This window comes from Brucella pseudintermedia, assembly GCF_008932435.1.
GTDB lineage: Bacteria > Pseudomonadota > Alphaproteobacteria > Rhizobiales > Rhizobiaceae > Brucella > Brucella pseudintermedia.
This window is the reverse complement of the sequence record NZ_WBWE01000003.1, coordinates 145,292-164,940: the sequence shown is the minus strand read 5'-3', so window position 1 is coordinate 164,940 and position 19,649 is coordinate 145,292. Positions and strand designations below refer to the sequence as shown.

The following is a 19,649-nucleotide window of genomic DNA, read 5'->3' as shown; positions in this document are numbered from 1 at the left end:
TCGTTAACCGAAGAAAGCGGTTGCGAAAGATTTATCCGTCGACTTTCTCACCATTCACAACACGATAGGTCGGCTTGTACATGGTGACCAGCTCCTCAGCCGCTGTCGGGTGAACCGCCATCGTGCGGTCGAAGTCGTCCTTGGTCGCTCCAGCCTTGAGCGAAATGCCCAGAAGCTGGGCCATTTCACCGGCGTCTGGCCCCATGATATGGGCGCCGATCACGCGGCGGCTTGCCGCATCCACAATGAGCTTCATCAGCATTTTCTCATTGCGACCGGACAGCGTGTTCTTCATCGGACGGAACAGTGCTCTGTAAACCTCAAGTTCCAGATACTTCTTCGCAGCTTCGTCTTCCGGCAAGCCAACAGTGCCGATTTCAGGTTGCGAGAATACGGCCGTCGCGATCAGCTCATGGTCCGGTTTCGTCGGATTATCCTTGAAGGCGGTCTCAAGGAAACACATCGCTTCATGGATTGCCACCGGCGTCAATTGGACACGGTTCGTGACGTCACCCACTGCCCAGATATTCGCGACATTGGTGCGTGAGTAATCGTCCACAAGAATGGCGCCAAGCTCATCCGTCTTCACACCGGCTCTCTCCAGACCAAGACCGGTCGTGTTGGCCTTGCGCCCGATAGCCATCATTGCCTGATCGACTTCCAGCGTGTCACCATTGTTCAGCGATATTTTCAGCTTGCCATCGGACTGTTTCTCGATTTTCTCGAAAACCGCTTCGCAAATGATCCGGATGCCCTTTGCTTCCATGGTTTCGTGCAAGAGATGGCGCAGATCGGGATCGAAACGGGAGAGAATTTCCTTGCCGCGGTAGACCAGCGTGGTCTCGACGCCAAGACCGTGGAATATGTTCGCGAACTCAACAGCGATATATCCGCCGCCTGCTATGGCGATCGCTTTCGGCAGTTCAGCAAGATGGAACGCTTCGTTGGAGCTGATGCAATATTCACGTCCCGGCATGGATTCCGGCATCGTCGGATGACCGCCCGTAGCGATCAATATTTGATCGGCTGTAATGCGGCGGCCATCGACCTTCAGTTCGATGGTGTGATCATCGATCAGTTCGGCACGGCTGGCAAAAATTTCAACGTCAGAATTCTGGAGACCCTTGGTGTAAAGTCCCTCCAGCCGTGCAATCTCCTTATCCTTTGCTGCGACCAACTTAGTCCAGTCGAAGTTCGATGCACCCACGTCCCAACCGTAGCCAGCAGCATCCTCAAAATGTTCTGGAAACTGCGAAGCATAGACGAAGAGCTTCTTCGGGACACAACCACGGATAACGCAGGTTCCACCCATGCGATATTCTTCAGCAAGAGCAACTTTCTTCCCCATCGCTCCGGCAAGACGTGCCGCCCGGACCCCGCCGGACCCGCCACCGATAACAAAAAGATCATAATCGAAGCCGGACATGGGATTCTCCAAAAAACATTAGGTTGGCCGATATGTAGGCAAAAGAAAAAGCCCGGCCAAGTGACCGGGCTTTCAAATCACACGTTACCGCTGGAAATTACTGCTGTGCTGGCTGTGCCGGAGCGGCAGCAGCCCCAGCCTGAGCAGCCAGAACTTCCGCCACACTGGTAGCCAGATCGCGGGCAATTCCGTTCTGCCAGATATTTGCAGCCTTGACGACTTCACGTGTCACGATTGGGCCTTCCGACAAGAGCTTCTTGCCTGCAGGCGACGTATAGAATGCTGCGATAGCCTTTAGTTCGTCTTCCGAAAAAGCCTTCGCGTAAGCACGGGCAGATTCGGTCTCGAGATCTGCGCGACGGGAAGCAAGAGCGAGAGCCTTGTCATCGACCGTCTTGGTGATGAGGGCTTCAAGATTCGGATCTTTCTGGATCAGTTCGCCCTTCAGGGAGCGCGCCGCATTCGGAAGAATTTCGTCGAACTGCTCGGTAGCATTAATTGCAGAAATAGCAGCGCGGGCAGCTTCCAAGTGAGCTTCAGAGATTTCCTGTGCCGATGCTGCGTGAATGCCCGACATCAGTACGAGCGCGGAAAACGGTGCAATCAGACGGCGAAAGCCAGTTGCCGGGATCATAAGTCAGTACTCCGTTCAATCAGTTCAAGACCGGTTCATGGTGCGGATGCCGTCGTTACCGGCAATCACTGCCGCACGCGCGAGTCCGATGAAAAGTCCGTGCTCGACAACGCCTGGAATTGCGAAGAGAGCGTCAGATAGCGTCTTTGGATCGGGAATGCGGCCAAAAGATGCATCCACGATATAATGCCCACCGTCTGTTACGAAGGGTGAGCCATCTTTTAAACGCAGTGCCAGCGGGCCTGCAAGACCACACTTTGCAGCTGCTTCCTCAATAGCGCGAATGGTCGCGCCAAGACCGAAACGATTGACTTCCACTGGCAGAGGAAAACGTCCAAGCGTTTCGACCACCTTGGAACTGTCAGCAATGACAATCATTGCATCAGAAGCGGCAGCAACGATCTTTTCCCGAAGAAGCGCACCGCCACCGCCCTTGATGAGCGAGAGATTGGTATCGACTTCATCTGCACCGTCAATCGTGAGATCGAGATGGGGTGTTTCTTCAAGCGTTGTAAGCGGAACTCCGAGTTCCTCGCAAAGCTTCGCGGTACGCTCGGAAGTGGGCACGCCAATGATGTTGAAACCGCTGTTTACCTTTTCAGCAAGCAATCGCACGAATTCCTCGGCAGTTGAACCGGTACCGATTCCCAGACGCATTCCGTCCCTGACGTGTGTAAGTGCTTCTGCGGCTGCTGCAATTTTCAGTTTGCGAGCTTCATCCATACCCAAGTTCCCCGAAATCCCGGTGGATTCTCATTATCATCCGGTTCGCCTCTAGCATGCGGGCGCGGCGCAACAAAGCTTCTATTCGAACTATGACGCAGAATTTCGGATTTTAGGCAAATCTGATCATGAGGTTGAGCCGGCGACGACAATCAGATAGGAGTTTTCTATTCCTCTTTTTCACACACGAGAAGCTAATGTCTGCTGCTAATCTCAAGCCCATCATCGTTTTCGATCTCGACGGAACCCTTGTCGATACAGCGCCTGATCTTCTCGATAGCCTTAATCACTGCCTGGCAATATCTGGACTGAAAACGGCAGATCGTGAATCACTGCGGAAATTTGTGGGGCAAGGCGGGCGCGTCATGATCGAACGCGCGTTCGCTGCGCAACAGAAACAGGCAGATGAGGCACAGCTCGATAATCTCGTAGAAGAGTTCCGCGAGCATTACGCGAATAATATGCCAGGGCATTCTACCTTCTTTCCAGGCGTACTAGAAGCAATGGACCGCTTCTCCGCAAGTGGTTATGAACTGGCGGTCTGCACGAACAAGTTCGAGGCCCTGTCGGTAAAACTCCTGACTTCCATGGGCGAAGCCGCACGATTTGCTGCGATCTGCGGGGCCGATACGTTTGCTTATCGCAAACCCGATCCACGTCATCTTATCGACACCATCACACGGGCCGGCGGCAATCGCGAACGGGCCATCATGGTAGGGGATAGCCGAACCGACATTGACACTGCGAAGGCGGCTGGAATTCCCGTTGTTGCGGTCGATTTCGGATATACCGATCTGCCCGTGCAGCATTATGGTCCGAGCCGCGTCATCTCGCATTTCGATGAGTTTACGCTCGAAATGGCAGACGAACTTATCGCTGCCGTAACCGATCCGGTGTAGGGAAACGGTAATGTCTGCACAGCATTGTCTCGTATTGGGCACGATTTTCCTGGCCGCAATATCACCGGCCACCGCGAATGACGGATCACCGGGCTTGCCGGGCGTACAAGCTCCAAAACCCATCGTGTCCGCTCCGCCCCCCGCCCCAGAACCGGATCAGGCGCCAACCGGCAACTGGAAGAATTTCCGTGTCGGCAACACCGATGTATCGATCTCGGGCAGCATAACCGTTGATGTCGGCACCGGGAACAGCCGCACATCCCGCCGCTAATTTCGGGAGACACGGGCCAGCGTGGATAAGACGGCGGGCAATTGGGCTTGCAAATCTTCAGCGATAAGTCCGTGACCGAAACGCCGGGCGGCATCCGCATGCATCCACACGGACGCACAGGCGGCCGCGAATGCGGGCATGCCCTGCGCAAGCAAGCCGCAAACAATTCCGGTCAGAACATCGCCTGATCCTGCCGTTGCCAGCAAAGGAGTTCCATTGGCGTTGACCACGGCCAGCCCTCCCGGTTCCGCAATCACGCTATCAGGCCCCTTATATATAATGACCGCATTGGCGCGCTTTGCAGCCTCGCGGGCCTTTTCAATCTTCGAGACCGTCGCCTTTGCAATATCCGGAAAAAGCCGTCGAAACTCGCCTTCATGCGGCGTCAGCACGAGTGCAGACCGTGCGTCCCGTCGACAATCGAAAAGCTCGTCTGGATTGTGTTCAAAAGCAGTAATCCCATCGGCATCGAGAACGAGACCGTGAAATCCCTCAAGTCCGCTATTAGCAAGAAATAGCGCATGTTCACGAGCGAATGCGGGATTTCCGTAGCCCGGACCGAGCACCGCTGCACCAACCTTGCGCTCAGCGAAAAACTGCCGAACATCCTTCAGGCAACGGGTTTCGCGAACCATGATGCTGGTCAGGTTAGCAGCATTAATCGCCATCGCATCGGGCGGAGACAGAAGCGTAACGGCCCCTGCCCCAACGCGAGCCGTGGCGAGAGCCGAAAGACGCGCGGCTCCGGTCGAATGAGCGCCGCCTGAAAACACCGCGGCATGGCCGCGACTATACTTATAGGCTTCCACTCCGAGCACAGGTAGGGCACCTTCCCAAAGCTCGGGAGCATTTTCAAACGTCTTGGGTTCGATGGCTGCAAGTATGTGGTCGGGAATACCGATATCTGCGACATGAAGAACGCCGCAATGGGCCCTTCCCGGCTGTAGCAGATGGCCGGGTTTCTTGCGAAAAAACGTGACTGTGGCGCGCGCTCGGATCGCGGTGCCCAGAACGTCCCCTCCCTCGCCGGAAATGCCGCTTGGCAGATCAACCGCCACCACCGGCACGCCCGAGCTGTTCACCGTGTCGATCGCAACGGCTTCGGCTCCATGAATATCGCGGACGAGCCCCGCACCGAATAAAGCATCAATCACGCCCCCGAAACTAACGACCGAAAACTCACTCAGATTCGAGACCGGTCCCTTGTAAAAAAGCGATGCGCGCATGGCATCCGAACCCTTTCGCGGGGGAGCTGATGCGAAACATACGACCTCCAGACCGGCTTCCAGCAAATACTGCGCCGCGACATAGCCATCGCCACCGTTATTGCCAGGTCCACACAAAACCGCGACCGGCGAATTGCCGGGGAACATACCCTGCGCGACATCCGCAACGGCACGCCCTGCCGCCAGCATCAAGGAAAAGCCATCCTTGATACCGGTCTTGATCGTCCGGCGGTCCGCTTCTGCCATTTCCTGCGGGGTCAGCAACTCGTACATCGCGTACCTTTTAAACACGGGTGGCGTGGCTGGAGTGATTAAATACGCGGCACCGGGCTTTATGCAAGTTTGCCTGTATTTAAGGCACGACGCCTAGTTTTTAACCAGAAAGCCATATTGATGGAATCCCTTTCTTGCTTGTCGCCGGAGTAGCGCTTGCACAAGCATCACGATTAGTGCCAATCTCCCTCAGGATGAGGAACGTGGAAGAAAATTTTCGCCCCGCATTCAAACTGGCACAGTTCATGCTTCTCTATTGGTGAAGCGGGCACAATGCTCATTTCCGAAGAAGAGCGGAGACCATTCTCTGATGAAAAAGATCGAAGCCATCATAAAGCCCTTCAAGCTGGATGAAGTGAAGGAAGCCCTTCAGGAAGTCGGTTTGCAGGGGATTACTGTCATCGAAGCCAAGGGCTTTGGACGACAGAAAGGTCATACCGAGCTTTACCGCGGCGCCGAATATGTCGTCGACTTTCTTCCCAAAGTGAAAGTTGAAGTCATCGTCGCAGACGAAACCGTGGACAGCGCTATTGAAGCCATCCGCAAGGCTGCCCAGACGGGACGCATCGGCGATGGCAAGATTTTCGTCTCCAACATCGAAGAAGTTATCCGTATCCGTACCGGTGAATCCGGCGTGGATGCCATCTAACAATACCTGCATACAATCCATCGTCGTGCAAACAGGGAATTAATATGACGACTGCCAACGATATTCTCAAACAAATCAAAGACAACGACATCAAGTTTGTCGACCTTCGCTTCACCGATCCGAAGGGTAAGCTGCAGCACGTCACGATGGATATCGGCCTCGTCGACGAAGACATGTTTGTCGACGGCGTGATGTTCGACGGCTCTTCCATCGCCGGCTGGAAGGCAATCAACGAATCCGACATGGTTCTGATGCCGGATCCGACGACCGCCCATATCGATCCGTTCTTCGCTCAGTCCACGCTCGTCATCCTTTGCGATATTCTGGATCCCATTTCGGGCGAAGCCTATGGCCGCGATCCGCGCACGACAGCAAAGAAGGCCGAAGCCTACATGAAATCGCTCGGTATCGGCGATACCGTCTATGTTGGCCCGGAGGCTGAATTCTTTGTCTTCGATGACGTGAAGTACAAGGCCGACCCATACAATACTGGTTTCAAGCTTGATTCGACCGAACTTCCGTCGAATGACGACACCGACTATGAAACAGGCAACCTTGGCCACCGCCCGCGCGTGAAGGGCGGTTATTTCCCGGTTCCGCCGATCGACAGCGCGCAGGACATGCGCTCGGAAATGCTCACCGTGCTCACCGAAATGGGTGTCACCGTCGAAAAGCACCACCACGAAGTGGCATCCGCCCAGCACGAACTCGGCGTCAAATTCGACACGCTGGTCCGCAACGCGGACAAGATGCAGATCTACAAGTATGTCGTGCATCAGGTAGCCAACGCTTATGGCAAGACCGCAACCTTCATGCCGAAGCCGATCTTCGGCGACAACGGCTCGGGCATGCACGTCCACTTCTCGATCTGGAAAGAAGGCAAACCGACTTTCGCTGGCAATGAATATGCCGGACTGTCGGAAAACTGCCTGTATTTCATCGGCGGCGTCATCAAGCACGCAAAGGCCGTGAATGCCTTCACCAATCCGTCGACGAACTCCTACAAGCGCCTGGTTCCTGGTTACGAAGCTCCGGTTCTGCTTGCCTATTCGGCGCGCAATCGTTCCGCTTCCTGCCGCATTCCGTTCGGTAATTCGCCGAAGTCCAAGCGTCTGGAAGTTCGCTTCCCTGACCCGGCGGCCAACCCCTATCTGTGCTTTGCTGCCCTGCTGATGGCTGGTCTTGACGGCATCAAAAACAAGATTCACCCGGGACAGGCCATGGATAAGGATCTTTACGATCTGCCTGCCAAGGAACTGAAGAAGATTCCAACCGTCTGCGGTTCGCTGCGCGAAGCCCTGCAGTCGCTCGACAAGGATCGTGAATTCCTCAAGGCCGGCGGTGTGTTCGACGACGATCAGATCGACAGCTTCATCGAACTCAAGATGGCCGAAGTGATGCGCTATGAAACGACGCCGCACCCGGTCGAGTACGACATGTATTACTCGGTTTAAAAAAGTACGCGGACGCCGTTTACGCTATCCGCGCGTTTTTTACTTTTCCACCGAGGGGAACGACGTGCAACATTTGATGATTGCACGCAAAAAGAAACCCCGGCATTGCCGGGGTTTCTTTATCAGATCAATATAATAGACCTCTTATTTAAAGTGCTGCGAGCATGCGGGCAGCCATCATCATTTCGATTTCCCGATTCCTGCGGCGCTCTACTGCTTCCGCATCGGTTCCCCAATGCTCCACGGTCCAATCCTCATCGATGTGGGCCAGCTGCCAGCCATGTTCTGCGGACACTTCGCCTTTGGCGATAGCCAGTGCAATAATCGCCGACCCCGTCAGCGTCGTCATCGTGTGCAGAGATGCCAGCGCGATCGGATCTTTAAAAGCAGATAGATGGACGCCAAAGGCCGCTATGGCTTCACGTGGCTGCTCTATATGCATCACACCTTCGGCGAGCGAAAACCGCGCCCCAAGCCCTTCCATCCAGTCGATCAACGGGTCCCATTGCTGGGTCTGACGAGAAACGAGTTCTTGCGGACTGTCGGCGCGATAGCAAAGCATATCCGTGCCTGCGAACCGTAGAATATCCTCGAAAACCGCTTGAGGGTCCTGCGTAATCCCATCGATTGCCGTGTTGACCAAACGCGTTGCAGGCATTTTGCCGGGATCGATGACCTTTTCCTGAGCGGCAAACTCGTCCGCCACGATCTGAGCAGCCGTTTTGGTCGGTAACAGCAGCAGGCTGCGCGCTGGCGTCTTTACCGGACGGCCGTCCAGATGGACAGCAAAACCGCCTTCAACTTCCGCTACTTGCGCTTTTTCATAAAAGCGTTTGGGCAGCTGTGCCAGCATCTGCTTTTGCGCACGCACGATAGGGTTCTCGTCGGAAAGCTGCTTTCCTGCTTCAAGATCGCTCAAAATATTACGCATAGATTTGTCCAGTTCTGTGTCGCTAACTCGGTGCAAGGCTCGACAACTAGACGACCTGTGCGTCCATAGTCCGCAGCAATGCATAGAGTTCGGATGGCGCTTCCAGAATGTGATGGGCGCCAGCTTCTATCAGTCCCTGCCTATTATGATAACCCCAGGAGACACCTGCCGCCATAGCGCCTGCCGAACGGGCCATCTGCATATCATAAACGGCATCGCCGATAACGATTGTTCGATTGGGTTCTATTCCCATTTCCGCGCAGGATTCAAGCACCATGGCCGGATGCGGCTTTGACGGGCAATCGTCAGCGGTACGTGTCACCACGAAATGATGGCCGATGCCATGACGTTCGAAAACAGAGCGGACACCGCGCTGGGATTTTCCCGTTACGATGCCCAGCAGGAGATCGTTCCTCGCCCCGAGTTCGGTCAGAAGAGGCAGGATTCCATCATAGAGGGGCTCTACGAAGTCCGGAGCCTGACGCAGTTTCACAAAGTTTTCCTTGTAGCGTTGCGTCAGCCAGTGGACCTGCTCGTCCGGTTCGCGGTTCAACAGCTTCGCAATAGCCAAATGCAACGACAGGCCAATGATCGAATGCGTTTCCTCAATTGCGGGAGGTTCCAGACCAGCGTCGGAAAAACTGGTCGCCATACATCTGTGAATGAAATCACCGCTATCGACCAGCGTTCCGTCGCAATCGAAGAGTACAAGTTTCATCGGGCGTTGGATACCTTTGCCGGCTTGTTGATAATCATCAGTCCGCAACCGATCAGCGCAAGAGCTGCAAAGATTTTCCAGCTCAAAGGCTCGCTCAGAATGAGGCCGCTCAATAACACGCCAAAAGCGGGCGTGAGGAAGGCAAAATTAGAAAGTTTCGACGCGGGGTATCGACGTACCATCCAGAACCAGAGCGGATAGGTAAATGCCACCACGAATACGGCCTGAAACAGGAAGGCTGATGTGGACAGGGCATCCGGGTTACGAAGCAGAGGACCGCTCAACGAAATGAATGGCAGCGGCACCAGCGTTGCGATCACCAACTGGTAAAGAAGCGTCTTTTCCGGCGCTGTGTAGGCAAGTCGGGTCCGCTTGATGACCAGCGTGGTCAAGCCCCACAACACACCCGATACCAGCGCTAGCATATCGCCGTAGACAGCGTGGGGTCCCGGACGACTGACATGATCGGAAAAGACCAGAAACACGCCCAGAAAGGCTATACACATGCCGATAAAAGCACGAACCGACATTCGTTCGCCCAAAAGAAAATGACTGCCGATAGCGACCCAGAACGGCATGACATTCATCATGAGCGTTACACGTCCCACGCTCGTCAGCTCCATCGCCAGAAAAATCAGGACGAACTCGGTACCGAACAGCAATCCGGCAGCTATCCCGGCGGCGAGCGTACCATCACGCTTGAAAAGCGGGATGCGACGCCAACGGCACCAGAGAAAGACGCACATGCCGCCCAGCGCGGAGCGCCCTGCTGCCATGAGCATGGGATTGAATCCTTGATTGCCGATCTTGATGGCAACCTGATTCAGCCCCCAACTGAACATAATGAACATGACCAGCATGATGGCCAGCCCATCGAACGAAACTCGTCCTTCGGACGATCCCCCCGCTTCGCCTGACATTTTTTAATCTTCCGCGCTTTCCTCATCGAAGCCGAGCAGATTCCATGATTGCACCATGTGTGGCGGCAATGGCGCCGTCACATCGATAATGCCGCCCGACGGGTTCGGGATGCGAATACGGCGCGCATGAAGATGCAGCCGTTTTTGTATCCCGCCCGGAAACTCCCAATTCTGGTCCGCTTCAAAATATTTGGGGTCACCGATAATTGGATGACCGATATAGGCCGCATGAACACGCAACTGATGAGTCCTGCCCGTATATGGTTCCATCTCAAGCCAGGTCAGGTTGTTGCCTGCCTTCTCGATGATGCGATAATATGAGACCGCATGGTCGGAATCCGGCTCGCCATGCTGGCAGACACGCATCTTGTCACCGTCCGGTGTCTGATCCTTGACCAGCCACGTGGAAATCTTGTCCTCACGCCTGCGTGGAACACCTTTTACCAAGGCCCAATAGGTTTTCTTGGTGTCGCGCTCGCGAAAAGCGGCGGTTAGTGCCTGTGCCGCGCCGCGTGTACGCGCCACAACGAGCACGCCCGACGTATCACGGTCGATACGGTGCACTAGGCGCGGCTTTTCGCCCTTCTTGTTGCGCCATGCCTCCAGCATACCGTCGATATGCCGCGAGACGCCGGACCCGCCCTGCACAGCGAGCCCTGCTGGCTTGTTGAAAACGAACACTTTCGGGTCTTCGTAAAGAAGCATCTGCGAAAGCACGTCACCGTCCTGCTGGCTACGGATTGTTCGCGCCGTAACCGGTCCGGTGGATTTGTCATCGACGCCCAGGGGCGGAATGCGAACAGTCTGCCCGGCTTGAACACGTGTGTCGGCCTTCGCGCGGGAACCGTCGACACGGATCTGCCCCGACCGCAGAAGTTTTTGCAGGTGGCCGAAACCAAGTCCCGGATAGTGGACCTTGAACCAGCGATCCAGCCGCATACCCGCCTCGCCTGCATCCACAATTTTCTGTTCAACGACTGCCATGGAGAAACCCGATCAACTCTTGCTGACGCAGCGCGTACGCGGTCGCCGCTCATTTAGTCATCTCAATAGACGCGAGTTTCGCGGATTGCTAGGCTGAATTCCCCAAAACCGAAATTTGGCTGCTCGCAACGAAAACAGCAGCGTTCTTTCTCCAAAGAATTCGATTTTTACCGGCTATTCTTCACACTCGGTTACATGCGTTTTTAATTTATGGTCGATCTTGACACCCAATCGCCACTTCTTGCCGCCATCTGATATTGATAGAACAAGTGGGCTATACCATTTAGCCCCGTGAATAGACGAGCGGGAGTCCGAAAGTGTCATTGCTCAAAATCTACTGGCGAGCCATGGAGTATCTTGCGGTCGAGAAGGCTGCAACGATAACCATGTGCGTAGCCAGCGTCCTGGTTGCCCTGGTCACGCTTGCTGAACCAATTCTGTTCGGTCGGGTCATACAGGCTATCTCCGACAGGGGCGACATTTTCTCGCCTCTGGCCATGTGGGCTGCACTTGGCGGCTTCAACATTGTTGCAGCGGTCTTTGTCGCCCGCGGAGCTGACCGTCTCGCGCACCGCCGCCGTCTGGGCGTGATGATCGATTCCTATGAGCGCCTCATCACGATGCCGCTTTCGTGGCACCAGAAGCGCGGCACATCGAACGCGCTTCATACGCTGATCCGCGCAACCGACTCGCTCTTCACTCTCTGGCTCGAATTCATGCGCCAGCATCTGACGACAATCGTTGCCCTGGCAACGCTCATTCCTGTCGCAATGAACATGGACATGCGCATGTCGCTGGTGCTCATCGTGCTCGGCGTCATCTATGTGATGATCGGCCAGCTTGTGATGCGCAAGACAAAGGACGGCCAGACGGCTGTCGAAAAGCACCACCACAAGCTGTTCGAGCATGTCAGCGATACGATCAGCAACGTCTCGGTCGTGCAGAGCTACAACCGTATCGCGTCGGAAACGCAGTCTCTGCGGGATTACGCCAAAAATCTGGAGAAGGCACAGTTTCCAGTTCTCAATTGGTGGGCGCTCGCCAGCGGCCTGAATCGAATGGCCTCCACCTTCTCAATGGTGGTTGTTCTGGTTCTCGGCGCCTATTTCGTCACTAAGGGCCAGATGCGCGTCGGCGATGTGATTGCCTTTATCGGTTTTGCGCAGCTGATGATCGGCCGTCTCGATCAGATTAGCGCATTCATCAATCAGACTGTCACCGCACGCGCCAAGCTGGAAGAATTCTTCCAGATGGAAGATGCTACTGCTGACCGTCAGGAACCGCAGGACGTTTCGGATCTCACCGACGTTAAAGGCGACATCGTTTTCGACAATGTCACCTTTGAGTTCCCGAACTCTGGCCAAGGCGTCTATGACGTGTCCTTCGAGATCAAGCCGGGGCAGACAGTGGCTATTGTCGGTCCGACCGGGGCGGGCAAGACCACGCTCATCAATCTGCTGCAACGGGTATTCGATCCCGCAGCTGGCCGCATCACTATCGACGGGACCGATACGCGTACCGTCAGCCGCCGCTCCTTGCGTCATGCTATCGCAACTGTCTTTCAGGATGCCGGGCTATTCAATCGCTCTGTGGAAGAGAATATTCGTGTTGGCCGCGAAGACGCCACATCTGAAGAAGTGCACGCCGCTGCTCGCGCTGCAGCCGCCCACGACTTCATTCTAGCCAAAAGCGACGGCTACGATACTGTTGTCGGCGAACGCGGCTCGCAGCTTTCCGGTGGTGAACGCCAGCGCCTTGCAATCGCGCGTGCGATTTTGAAGGATTCGCCCATCCTCGTTCTTGACGAAGCCACAAGTGCGCTCGACGTTGAAACAGAAGAGAAGGTGAAGCAGGCTGTTGACGATCTGAGCCACAACCGCACCACCTTCATCATTGCGCACCGTCTTTCGACGGTTCGCTCGGCCGATCTGGTTCTGTTCATGGATAAGGGACATCTGGTCGAAAGCGGCAGCTTCGACGAGCTTGCCGCACGCGGCGGGCGTTTTACAGACCTTCTGCGCGCCGGTGGCCTCAAACTGGAAGATAAGGCAACCAAAGCCGTAGAGGGCAGTAATGTCATGCCCTTCCCGACCAAAGGCGCGGTTGGCTAAATCATAGACCATTGTAACCGAAAAGCCCGCGGTGACTCATCGCGGGCTTTTCATTTTAAACTCGAAACTTAAAGCGGCATCTCGAAGCGGAGCCCGTCATATCCGGGTTCAACATTGTCGGGCGTTTCACGCATGACAGTCTCATAATCAAGCGGGACATGCATATGCGTGAGAATGGCGCGTTTGGGCGCCAGTTTTTCTATCCATTCAAGCGCCTCACCGAGCGAGAAATGGCTGGGATGCGGGCAATATTGCAACGCATCGATGATAAGCACATCGGCACCGCCCAAATATTTGAGACTTTGCTCAGGAAAAGCGCTCACGTCCGTGCAGTACACGACGGAACCAATGCGAAAGCCCAACGACTCAATGTCGCCATGCACCTGACTGAATGGCTCGAAACGGATTTCTCCTCCTGCTCCCGATATGGAAAACGGCGTTTCGGGAGCAATGTCGTGCATGCTGAGGATCGGCGGATAGCTCGATCCAGCTGGCGTTTCAAAACAATAGCCGAATGCCTCGAAGAGGCGGTTACGCGTTAGTCGATTGGCGTAAACATCCATCAGACGACGGTTTTCGACAACATAGGTTCGAAGATCGTCAATTCCATGAATATGGTCCGCGTGCGGATGGGTGTAGACGGCTGCATCAAGGCTGCGCGCGCCAGCGTCAATCATCTGGGCGCGGAAATCCGGTCCCGTATCAATCACAACCGATGTGCTATTACCGTCTGGGTCAAATCGCTCAACCAGAAGCGAGGCACGACGACGCCGATTCTTCGGATTCTCGGGATCGCAACTCCCCCAATCGCCATTGATGCGCGGCACGCCGGGCGACGAACCGCAGCCCAAAATCGTGAAACGCAGGCAATTTCGGGGGGATATCACGCGCTGGCACTTTCTGACGGACGCGGCATTTTGGAAAACAGCCTGAACACGTTATCGCTCGTGATACGTGCGACTTCATCATTGCTCACGCCGATCGTTTCAGCCAACATGGCCGCCGTATGCTGCACAAAAGACGGCTCGTTGCGCTTGCCGCGATGCGGAAGCGGCGCGAGAAATGGCGCATCCGTTTCCACCAACAGACGATCACGCGGAACAATGCCCGCTATTTCTCGAATTTCCGGTGAGTTCTTGAAGGTCAGAATGCCCGAAAAGGAAATATAACCACCCAGTTCAATGCCCTTTTCCGCCAATGCTCGTCCAGAAGAAAAGCAGTGGAGGATAAATGGGAATGCACCCTTCTCGGTCTCACGTTCGAGAATATCGGCCATATCGTCGTCTGCACTGCGCGCATGGATGACCAGCGGCAGTTGGGTCCGACGCGCGGCTTCGATGTGAATGAGAAAACCCTGACGCTGCGCTTCCGGCGGAGCGTAGTCGTAGTGATAATCGAGACCCGCTTCGCCTATGGCCACAACTTTCGGGTGCTCGGCCAGACGCACGAGATCGTCGGCAGTCACATCGAGTTCTTCATGCGCGTTGTTCGGATGAGTTCCAACCGAACAATAAACGCAATCATAGGCTTCAGCGAGCGCCCGGATCGTATCGAATTTTCTGACCCGCGTGGAAATCGTCACCATGCGCTTCACTCCGGCATCCAGAGCCCGCTGCACAACAGCATCGCGCTCCGGTTCGAAGTCAGAAAAATCAAGATGACAATGACTGTCGACAAGCATAATCGAACTCAATTCTGCTCTTCTGTTTCCACATAGCGCGGGAATACCGGCTGCGGGGCTGGCAAGTCGGCGCCTCCGACCAGATGGCTTGCCGTAACGTCAGAGAACTGACGCTTGTCGGCAGGAATTGCCAATATGTCGAGAAGCTTTTCCGCCGACTGCGGAATGAAAGGCTGCACCATGATACCGACACGGCGAATGACCTCAGCCGTCACATAAAGAACGGTGCCCATGCGTGCAGGATCGGTCTTGCGCAACGCCCAAGGCTCCTGACCCGCAAAATAACGGTTGGCTTCGGCAACAACAGCAAAAATCGCTCCCAGCGCAAGATGCAGCGCCTGATCGTCCATTGCCTTGCGCGCAGTATCAAGCGCCGCATCGGCCTGATCGAGAATAGCCTTGTCCGCGTCCGAAAACTCGCCCGGAACCGGGACCTTGCCTTCGCAATTCTTGGCGATCATCGACAATGAGCGCTGGGCAAGATTGCCGAGATCGTTCGCCAGATCGGCGTTGGTGCGGTTGACGATAGCGTCATGGCTATAGCTGCCATCCTGACCGAATGGCACTTCGCGCATCAGGAAGTAGCGCAACTGATCGAGTCCATAGCGCTCAACGAGACCGAACGGATCAATCACGTTGCCAAGCGATTTCGACATTTTCTCGCCGCGGTTGAACAGAAAGCCGTGTGCGAAAACCCGCTTCGGCAGCGGAATACCAGCCGACATCAGAAATGCGGGCCAGTAGACAGCGTGGAAGCGCGAGATATCCTTGCCGATGATATGCGCATCGGCGGGCCAATAGCTCCATTTCTCATCCGAAGTGTCGGGATAGCCGAGAGCGGTAATGTAGTTGGTCAGGGCGTCGACCCAGACATACATGACATGCTTTTCGTCACCGGGCACCGGAATGCCCCAGTCGAAGGTCGTGCGCGAAATCGACAGGTCCTTCAGACCGGACTTGACGAAGCTCACGATCTCGTTGCGGCGTTCCGCGGGCATGATGAAGCCCGGATTTTTCTCGTAAAGATCGAGCAGCTTGTCCTGATAGGCCGAGAGACGGAAGAAATAGCTTTCCTCCTCGACCCATTCGACAGGCGTACCCTGCGGGCCGTAGCGGACGCCGTCCTCGCGGACTTCCGTTTCCTCTTCACCGTAATAGGCTTCGTCGCGCACGGAGTACCAACCAGCATATCCACCCTTGTAGATATCGCCGTTGTCAGCCATCGCTTTCCAGATAGCCTGGCTCGCCTTGTAGTGGCGCTCTTCCGAGGTGCGAATATAGTCGTCGTTGGAGCTGTTCAGCACATCGGCCATCTGCCGGAACGCGGCCGTATTGCGGTCCGCAAGCTCGCGCGGCGTAATGCCTTCCTTGCGCGCGCTCTGCAACATCTTGATGCCGTGTTCGTCCGTACCGGTCAGAAAGAAAACATCCTTGCCGTTCAGTCGCTGAAAACGTGCCATCGCATCGGTCGCGATCAGTTCATACGCATGACCGATGTGCGGCTTTCCGTTCGGATAAGCAATCGCGGTGGTGATGTAATATTTTTCGCGGCTCATTAGGGACCCGGTCTTTCGAAGTTTGAAAGCGCGCCTGAATGACTAGCAGACACACGAGGAGAAAATTATCAGCGGTGACATAACGCATGTCAGCGGCCATGTCACGCAAGCGGAGGCTGACCGGACCGAAAAGCGCGATGCGTTTTTTCCAAAAGGATTATCACAGCTTGCCGACGGTCGAGATTGTAGGTTTCGGCATCCACGGTTTCGCGTGAAAGATCGCTCCAGAAACGCGACCAGCGGTCGGCATCGTGCAGTTGGCCGGCCTCGGCTCGACGTCGAGCTTCCGTTGCAACCCGCCCCAGCAGATGATCGCGGAACAGCTCATACTGAATCTCCGACTCACGCCCGTTCAATATGCCGCCGAGCGCCTGTGCCTTCGGCAAATCGAAATTTTGTCCTTCGAGAAGGGAATCTACCGTGTCGGAAATTTCGATGCCGCCATTCGCCACCAGCAGAAGCGCCTTGCGCACACTGCCTTCCGAACGTTTGAGCAGCGCTTCCGTTATCGCATCGGTTCCCATTCCGATACGAGCGCCGACATGAGACAAGGCGTCCGTAAGTGCTCGATCGTCAAGCGGCTTGAATCCGATGCTCTGGCAGCGAGACCGAATTGTCGGGAGCAAGCGTCCCGACGAGTGGGAAATAAGGATAAATAGCGCCCGGACTGGAGGCTCTTCCAGCGTTTTCAACAATGCATTGGCAGCGTTGCGGTTCATGTCGTCGGCAGGGTCGACAATAACGATGCGCCAGGCATGATCCGATGCGGTTCGGGTCAGAAAATGCGTAACACGCCGGATTTCCTCCACGGGAATGCCCGTCTTGAACTTGCCGGTCTTCTGATCGAACGGGCGATTGATATGCAGGACAGCTGGATGCATGCCGCCCGCAATCTGTCGCCAGAGCGATTTCGCGAAATCCGGAGCGGCAATATGTTCCGGCGCTTCACCGTTGTTGCCATGCGCCAGCATATGGCCAGCTAAATGAAAGGCGAGTGTTGCCTTGCCGATTCCCTGCGCACCTTCAAAAAGCAACGCATGATGCATGCGTCCCTCGCGATAGGCTTGCGCCAGAAAATTACTGATCTCCCGGTGTCCGGCGATATAATCGCTTGCCGATGGTTCTGGCACACCTTCAATGGAATCGTGTGCCTTGGGGACGTCGAGTTCTTCAATCACAACAGCCCCCTTTTCATCAGGACACTATTGATCTCTTTTGCGATATCACTTGCAATCATGTCTTGCGGGCGGTCGGCATCGATCACCTTGCAGCGCCGGGTCTCTGTCTCGGCGATCGCGAGAAAGGCCTGACGTCGTGCCTCATGCACCGCAATATCTTCTTTCTCGAACCGGTCCGCAGTTCCGCTGCCGCGCCGTTTTCCTGCACGTGACAACCCCTTTTCTGCCGAAATATCGAGAATGATCGTCAAATCAGGCATGATACCATCGATAGCAATGCGCTCGACCGCCGACATATAGGCACTGTCGAGATTGCCGGTAACGCCCTGATAAGCCCGGCTGGAGTCGATAAAACGGTCACATAGAACCACACGCCCCTCTTCTAGCGCAGGCCGGATAAGCTGGTCTACATGGTCTGCCCTTGCAGCGGCAAACAATAGGGCTTCCATCGCCGGCCCATAGGTCTCCGCATTGCCGCTCAATATGACGTGGCGAACTGCCTCCGCGCCAGGTGAACCGCCGGGTTCTCGCGTGATCACCGGGTCGAAGCCGATTCCTCTCAGATGCTTGGCCAGCAACGCAATTTGCGTTGATTTGCCCGCTCCCTCGCCGCCTTCAAATGTGATGAACAATCCCGACAAACCAACTTCCAAATGTTTGAATCTATGTCCGAATGGACTTCTGTGAAAGTTATTATCGGTCTTTGGCTATCAGGTCGAGCCTGCATTACGCGTCGCGCAAAATCTAAAGATACTTCCTCAGCCAGCCGGTGGAAAGCTCCATCGCAGCACCCAGGGCACGCTTTGAAAGACTTCCCTCATCAACAGATTGGGCTGTGAAAACAGGGACATCGCGAAGAATACTGCCATTAAGCTCTAACTGAAGAACACCGACCTTTTGGTTGTCGACGACAGGGGCATCAAGCGGTCCATTATAGATAATGCGAGCTTTCAGCTTGTCGCGACCGTCCTTTGGCAGCAACAACTCGACACGGTCCTTGACCTTCAACGGTACATGCGTGAGCGCACCGCCGAAAACTTGCGCCTCACCCACGATTTCGTCTGCGGGATAAAGCTGCACATCGTCGAACGTCGTCATCCCCCATTGCAGAAGACGCTTTGCTTCCTCTTCGCGCTCCTTGATACTGGCAAGGCCACTCATAGCCAGATAAAGCCTGCGGCCATTCTGTTCGGCCGATCCGACCAGGGCAAAACCGGATGCCTCCGTAAATCCGGTTCCCATGCCGTCAGCTCCCACATCAAGCCGCAGCAACGGATTGCGGTTGCGTTGCATGATATTGTTCCAGGTGAAGGCTGGCTGAGCATAATACTTATAGTATTCAGGATGGGCGGTTCGGATATGTTGCGCCAGTTTCACCAGATCCTGTAAAGAAACCCTCTGTCCTTCAGCGGGTAACCCTGTGGAGTTGGCGAATCTGGAGGCCGCTAAGCCTAGCTCCCGCGCTCGGTCATTCATGCGCTCTGCAAAAGCCTGTTCGCTACCCGCCAGCCCCTCCGCCAGCACGATCGCTCCATCATTCGCGGATTGAACGATCATCCCCTGCAAGAGATCAGCGACCGTCGGCGACGATTTGATGCGCGCGAACATCGTAGACGTTCCCGATGGAGCGCCACCTGTGCGCCAGGCATTCTCGCTGACCAGATAAGCGGTATCGAGGCTGATAAGCCCCTTTTCAAGGGCTTCAAACACCACTTCGGCCGTCATCAGCTTCGCGAGAGAAGCAGGAGGAATCGGAAGATCGGCGTTCTTGGAGAGGAGCACTGTTCCGCTCCGGTCGTCCACAAGCAAAACCTGAGGAGCTTTGGTAACGAATACTGCCTCGACAGGTGCCGCCAAACAAATAACGGGCATAAAAACTGCCACCGAAATGCCGAGGGCAGCGGCGCGCACGAGTACCAGTGTTTTTGATAACAGCCCCATAGATACCCCGTTACGTGAGCGATGTCTTTTAGCTTACGCAACGAATTTGACCAAAATCAATATGGTAACTCTTA

The 19,649-nt window shown here is 55.3% G+C and carries 19 protein-coding genes; 5 read left to right on the top strand and 14 right to left on the bottom strand.

The window, feature by feature from the left end:
- Positions 1-31 precede the first annotated feature (31 nt).
- From gor to rpiA, 3 genes are all read right to left on the bottom strand, one after another.
- A complete protein-coding gene (gor, locus tag F9K78_RS05360; protein WP_121986537.1) occupies positions 32-1,426 on the bottom strand; it encodes a glutathione-disulfide reductase in 1,395 nt (464 codons plus the stop codon).
- Between the two features lie 97 nt (positions 1,427-1,523).
- Positions 1,524-2,060: a DUF2059 domain-containing protein gene (locus F9K78_RS05355; protein WP_121983209.1), complete on the bottom strand. Its 537-nt coding sequence runs from the start codon at positions 2,058-2,060 to the stop codon at positions 1,524-1,526.
- 24 nt (positions 2,061-2,084) lie between these two features.
- The gene (gene rpiA, locus F9K78_RS05350; RefSeq protein ID WP_121983210.1) at positions 2,085-2,783 is read right to left on the bottom strand and encodes a ribose-5-phosphate isomerase RpiA; all 699 of its coding nucleotides are present in this window, start codon (positions 2,781-2,783) and stop codon (positions 2,085-2,087) included.
- Positions 2,784-2,980: 197 nt separating this feature from the next.
- Between rpiA and F9K78_RS05345 the strand changes: the two genes are divergently transcribed.
- Both F9K78_RS05345 and F9K78_RS05340 read left to right on the top strand, forming a co-directional pair.
- On the top strand, positions 2,981-3,682 hold the full coding sequence (locus F9K78_RS05345) for an HAD family hydrolase (protein WP_121986536.1): 702 nt from the start codon (positions 2,981-2,983) through the stop codon (positions 3,680-3,682).
- A gap of 10 nt (positions 3,683-3,692) precedes the next feature.
- A complete protein-coding gene (locus tag F9K78_RS05340) occupies positions 3,693-3,953 on the top strand; it encodes a hypothetical protein (protein WP_121983212.1) in 261 nt (86 codons plus the stop codon).
- Here the strand turns inward: F9K78_RS05340 and F9K78_RS05335 are convergent.
- Positions 3,950-5,452, bottom strand: coding sequence for an NAD(P)H-hydrate dehydratase (locus F9K78_RS05335; protein WP_121983213.1), 1,503 nt, complete (start codon positions 5,450-5,452; stop codon positions 3,950-3,952). The two genes, F9K78_RS05340 and F9K78_RS05335, sit on opposite strands and share 4 nt — an antisense overlap.
- A gap of 310 nt (positions 5,453-5,762) precedes the next feature.
- Between F9K78_RS05335 and F9K78_RS05330 the strand changes: the two genes are divergently transcribed.
- The gene (locus F9K78_RS05330; protein WP_002964122.1) at positions 5,763-6,101 is read left to right on the top strand and encodes a P-II family nitrogen regulator; all 339 of its coding nucleotides are present in this window, start codon (positions 5,763-5,765) and stop codon (positions 6,099-6,101) included.
- Between the two features lie 44 nt (positions 6,102-6,145).
- Positions 6,146-7,555 carry a type I glutamate--ammonia ligase gene (gene glnA / locus F9K78_RS05325; protein ID WP_121983214.1) on the top strand — a complete coding sequence of 470 codons (1,410 nt, stop codon included), beginning with the start codon at positions 6,146-6,148 and terminating at the stop codon, positions 7,553-7,555.
- 148 nt (positions 7,556-7,703) lie between these two features.
- On the opposite strand, the gene F9K78_RS05320 is transcribed toward glnA, so the two are convergent.
- Genes F9K78_RS05320 through F9K78_RS05305 form a run of 4 tightly spaced genes read right to left on the bottom strand, consistent with a single transcriptional unit; the run spans position 7,704 to position 11,108 of the window.
- Positions 7,704-8,486, bottom strand: a complete 783-nt coding sequence (locus F9K78_RS05320) for an ATP12 family chaperone protein (protein ID WP_121983215.1) — start codon at positions 8,484-8,486, stop codon at positions 7,704-7,706.
- A 46-nt stretch (positions 8,487-8,532) separates the two neighbouring features.
- Positions 8,533-9,204: an HAD-IA family hydrolase gene (locus tag F9K78_RS05315; RefSeq protein WP_121983216.1), complete on the bottom strand. Its 672-nt coding sequence runs from the start codon at positions 9,202-9,204 to the stop codon at positions 8,533-8,535.
- Positions 9,201-10,124: a DMT family transporter gene (locus F9K78_RS05310; protein ID WP_121983217.1), complete on the bottom strand. Its 924-nt coding sequence runs from the start codon at positions 10,122-10,124 to the stop codon at positions 9,201-9,203. Before F9K78_RS05310 ends, F9K78_RS05315 begins: the two co-directional genes overlap by 4 nt.
- Before the next feature lie 3 nt (positions 10,125-10,127).
- Complete coding sequence (locus tag F9K78_RS05305) at positions 10,128-11,108, bottom strand: RluA family pseudouridine synthase (RefSeq protein ID WP_121983218.1); 981 nt, start codon at positions 11,106-11,108, stop codon at positions 10,128-10,130.
- Between the two features lie 317 nt (positions 11,109-11,425).
- On the opposite strand from F9K78_RS05305, the gene F9K78_RS05300 reads away from it, so the two are divergent.
- Positions 11,426-13,219: a glucan ABC transporter ATP-binding protein/ permease gene (locus F9K78_RS05300; RefSeq protein WP_121983219.1), complete on the top strand. Its 1,794-nt coding sequence runs from the start codon at positions 11,426-11,428 to the stop codon at positions 13,217-13,219.
- 68 nt (positions 13,220-13,287) lie between these two features.
- On the opposite strand, the gene F9K78_RS05295 is transcribed toward F9K78_RS05300, so the two are convergent.
- From F9K78_RS05295 to F9K78_RS05270, 6 genes are all read right to left on the bottom strand, one after another.
- A complete protein-coding gene (locus F9K78_RS05295) occupies positions 13,288-14,106 on the bottom strand; it encodes an MBL fold metallo-hydrolase (RefSeq protein WP_121986535.1) in 819 nt (272 codons plus the stop codon).
- Entirely contained in the window at positions 14,103-14,900 is a 798-nt protein-coding gene (locus F9K78_RS05290) for a TatD family hydrolase (protein ID WP_121983221.1), read from the bottom strand. Before F9K78_RS05290 ends, F9K78_RS05295 begins: the two co-directional genes overlap by 4 nt.
- An 8-nt stretch (positions 14,901-14,908) precedes the next feature.
- The gene (gene metG / locus F9K78_RS05285; RefSeq protein ID WP_121983222.1) at positions 14,909-16,456 is read right to left on the bottom strand and encodes a methionine--tRNA ligase; all 1,548 of its coding nucleotides are present in this window, start codon (positions 16,454-16,456) and stop codon (positions 14,909-14,911) included.
- A 101-nt stretch (positions 16,457-16,557) separates the two neighbouring features.
- A complete protein-coding gene (locus F9K78_RS05280; RefSeq protein ID WP_121983223.1) occupies positions 16,558-17,634 on the bottom strand; it encodes a DNA polymerase III subunit delta' in 1,077 nt (358 codons plus the stop codon).
- A complete protein-coding gene (gene tmk, locus F9K78_RS05275) occupies positions 17,631-18,275 on the bottom strand; it encodes a dTMP kinase (protein WP_121983224.1) in 645 nt (214 codons plus the stop codon). Before tmk ends, F9K78_RS05280 begins: the two co-directional genes overlap by 4 nt.
- Before the next feature lie 103 nt (positions 18,276-18,378).
- On the bottom strand, positions 18,379-19,575 hold the full coding sequence (locus tag F9K78_RS05270) for a D-alanyl-D-alanine carboxypeptidase family protein (protein WP_121983225.1): 1,197 nt from the start codon (positions 19,573-19,575) through the stop codon (positions 18,379-18,381).
- Positions 19,576-19,649 lie beyond the last annotated feature (74 nt).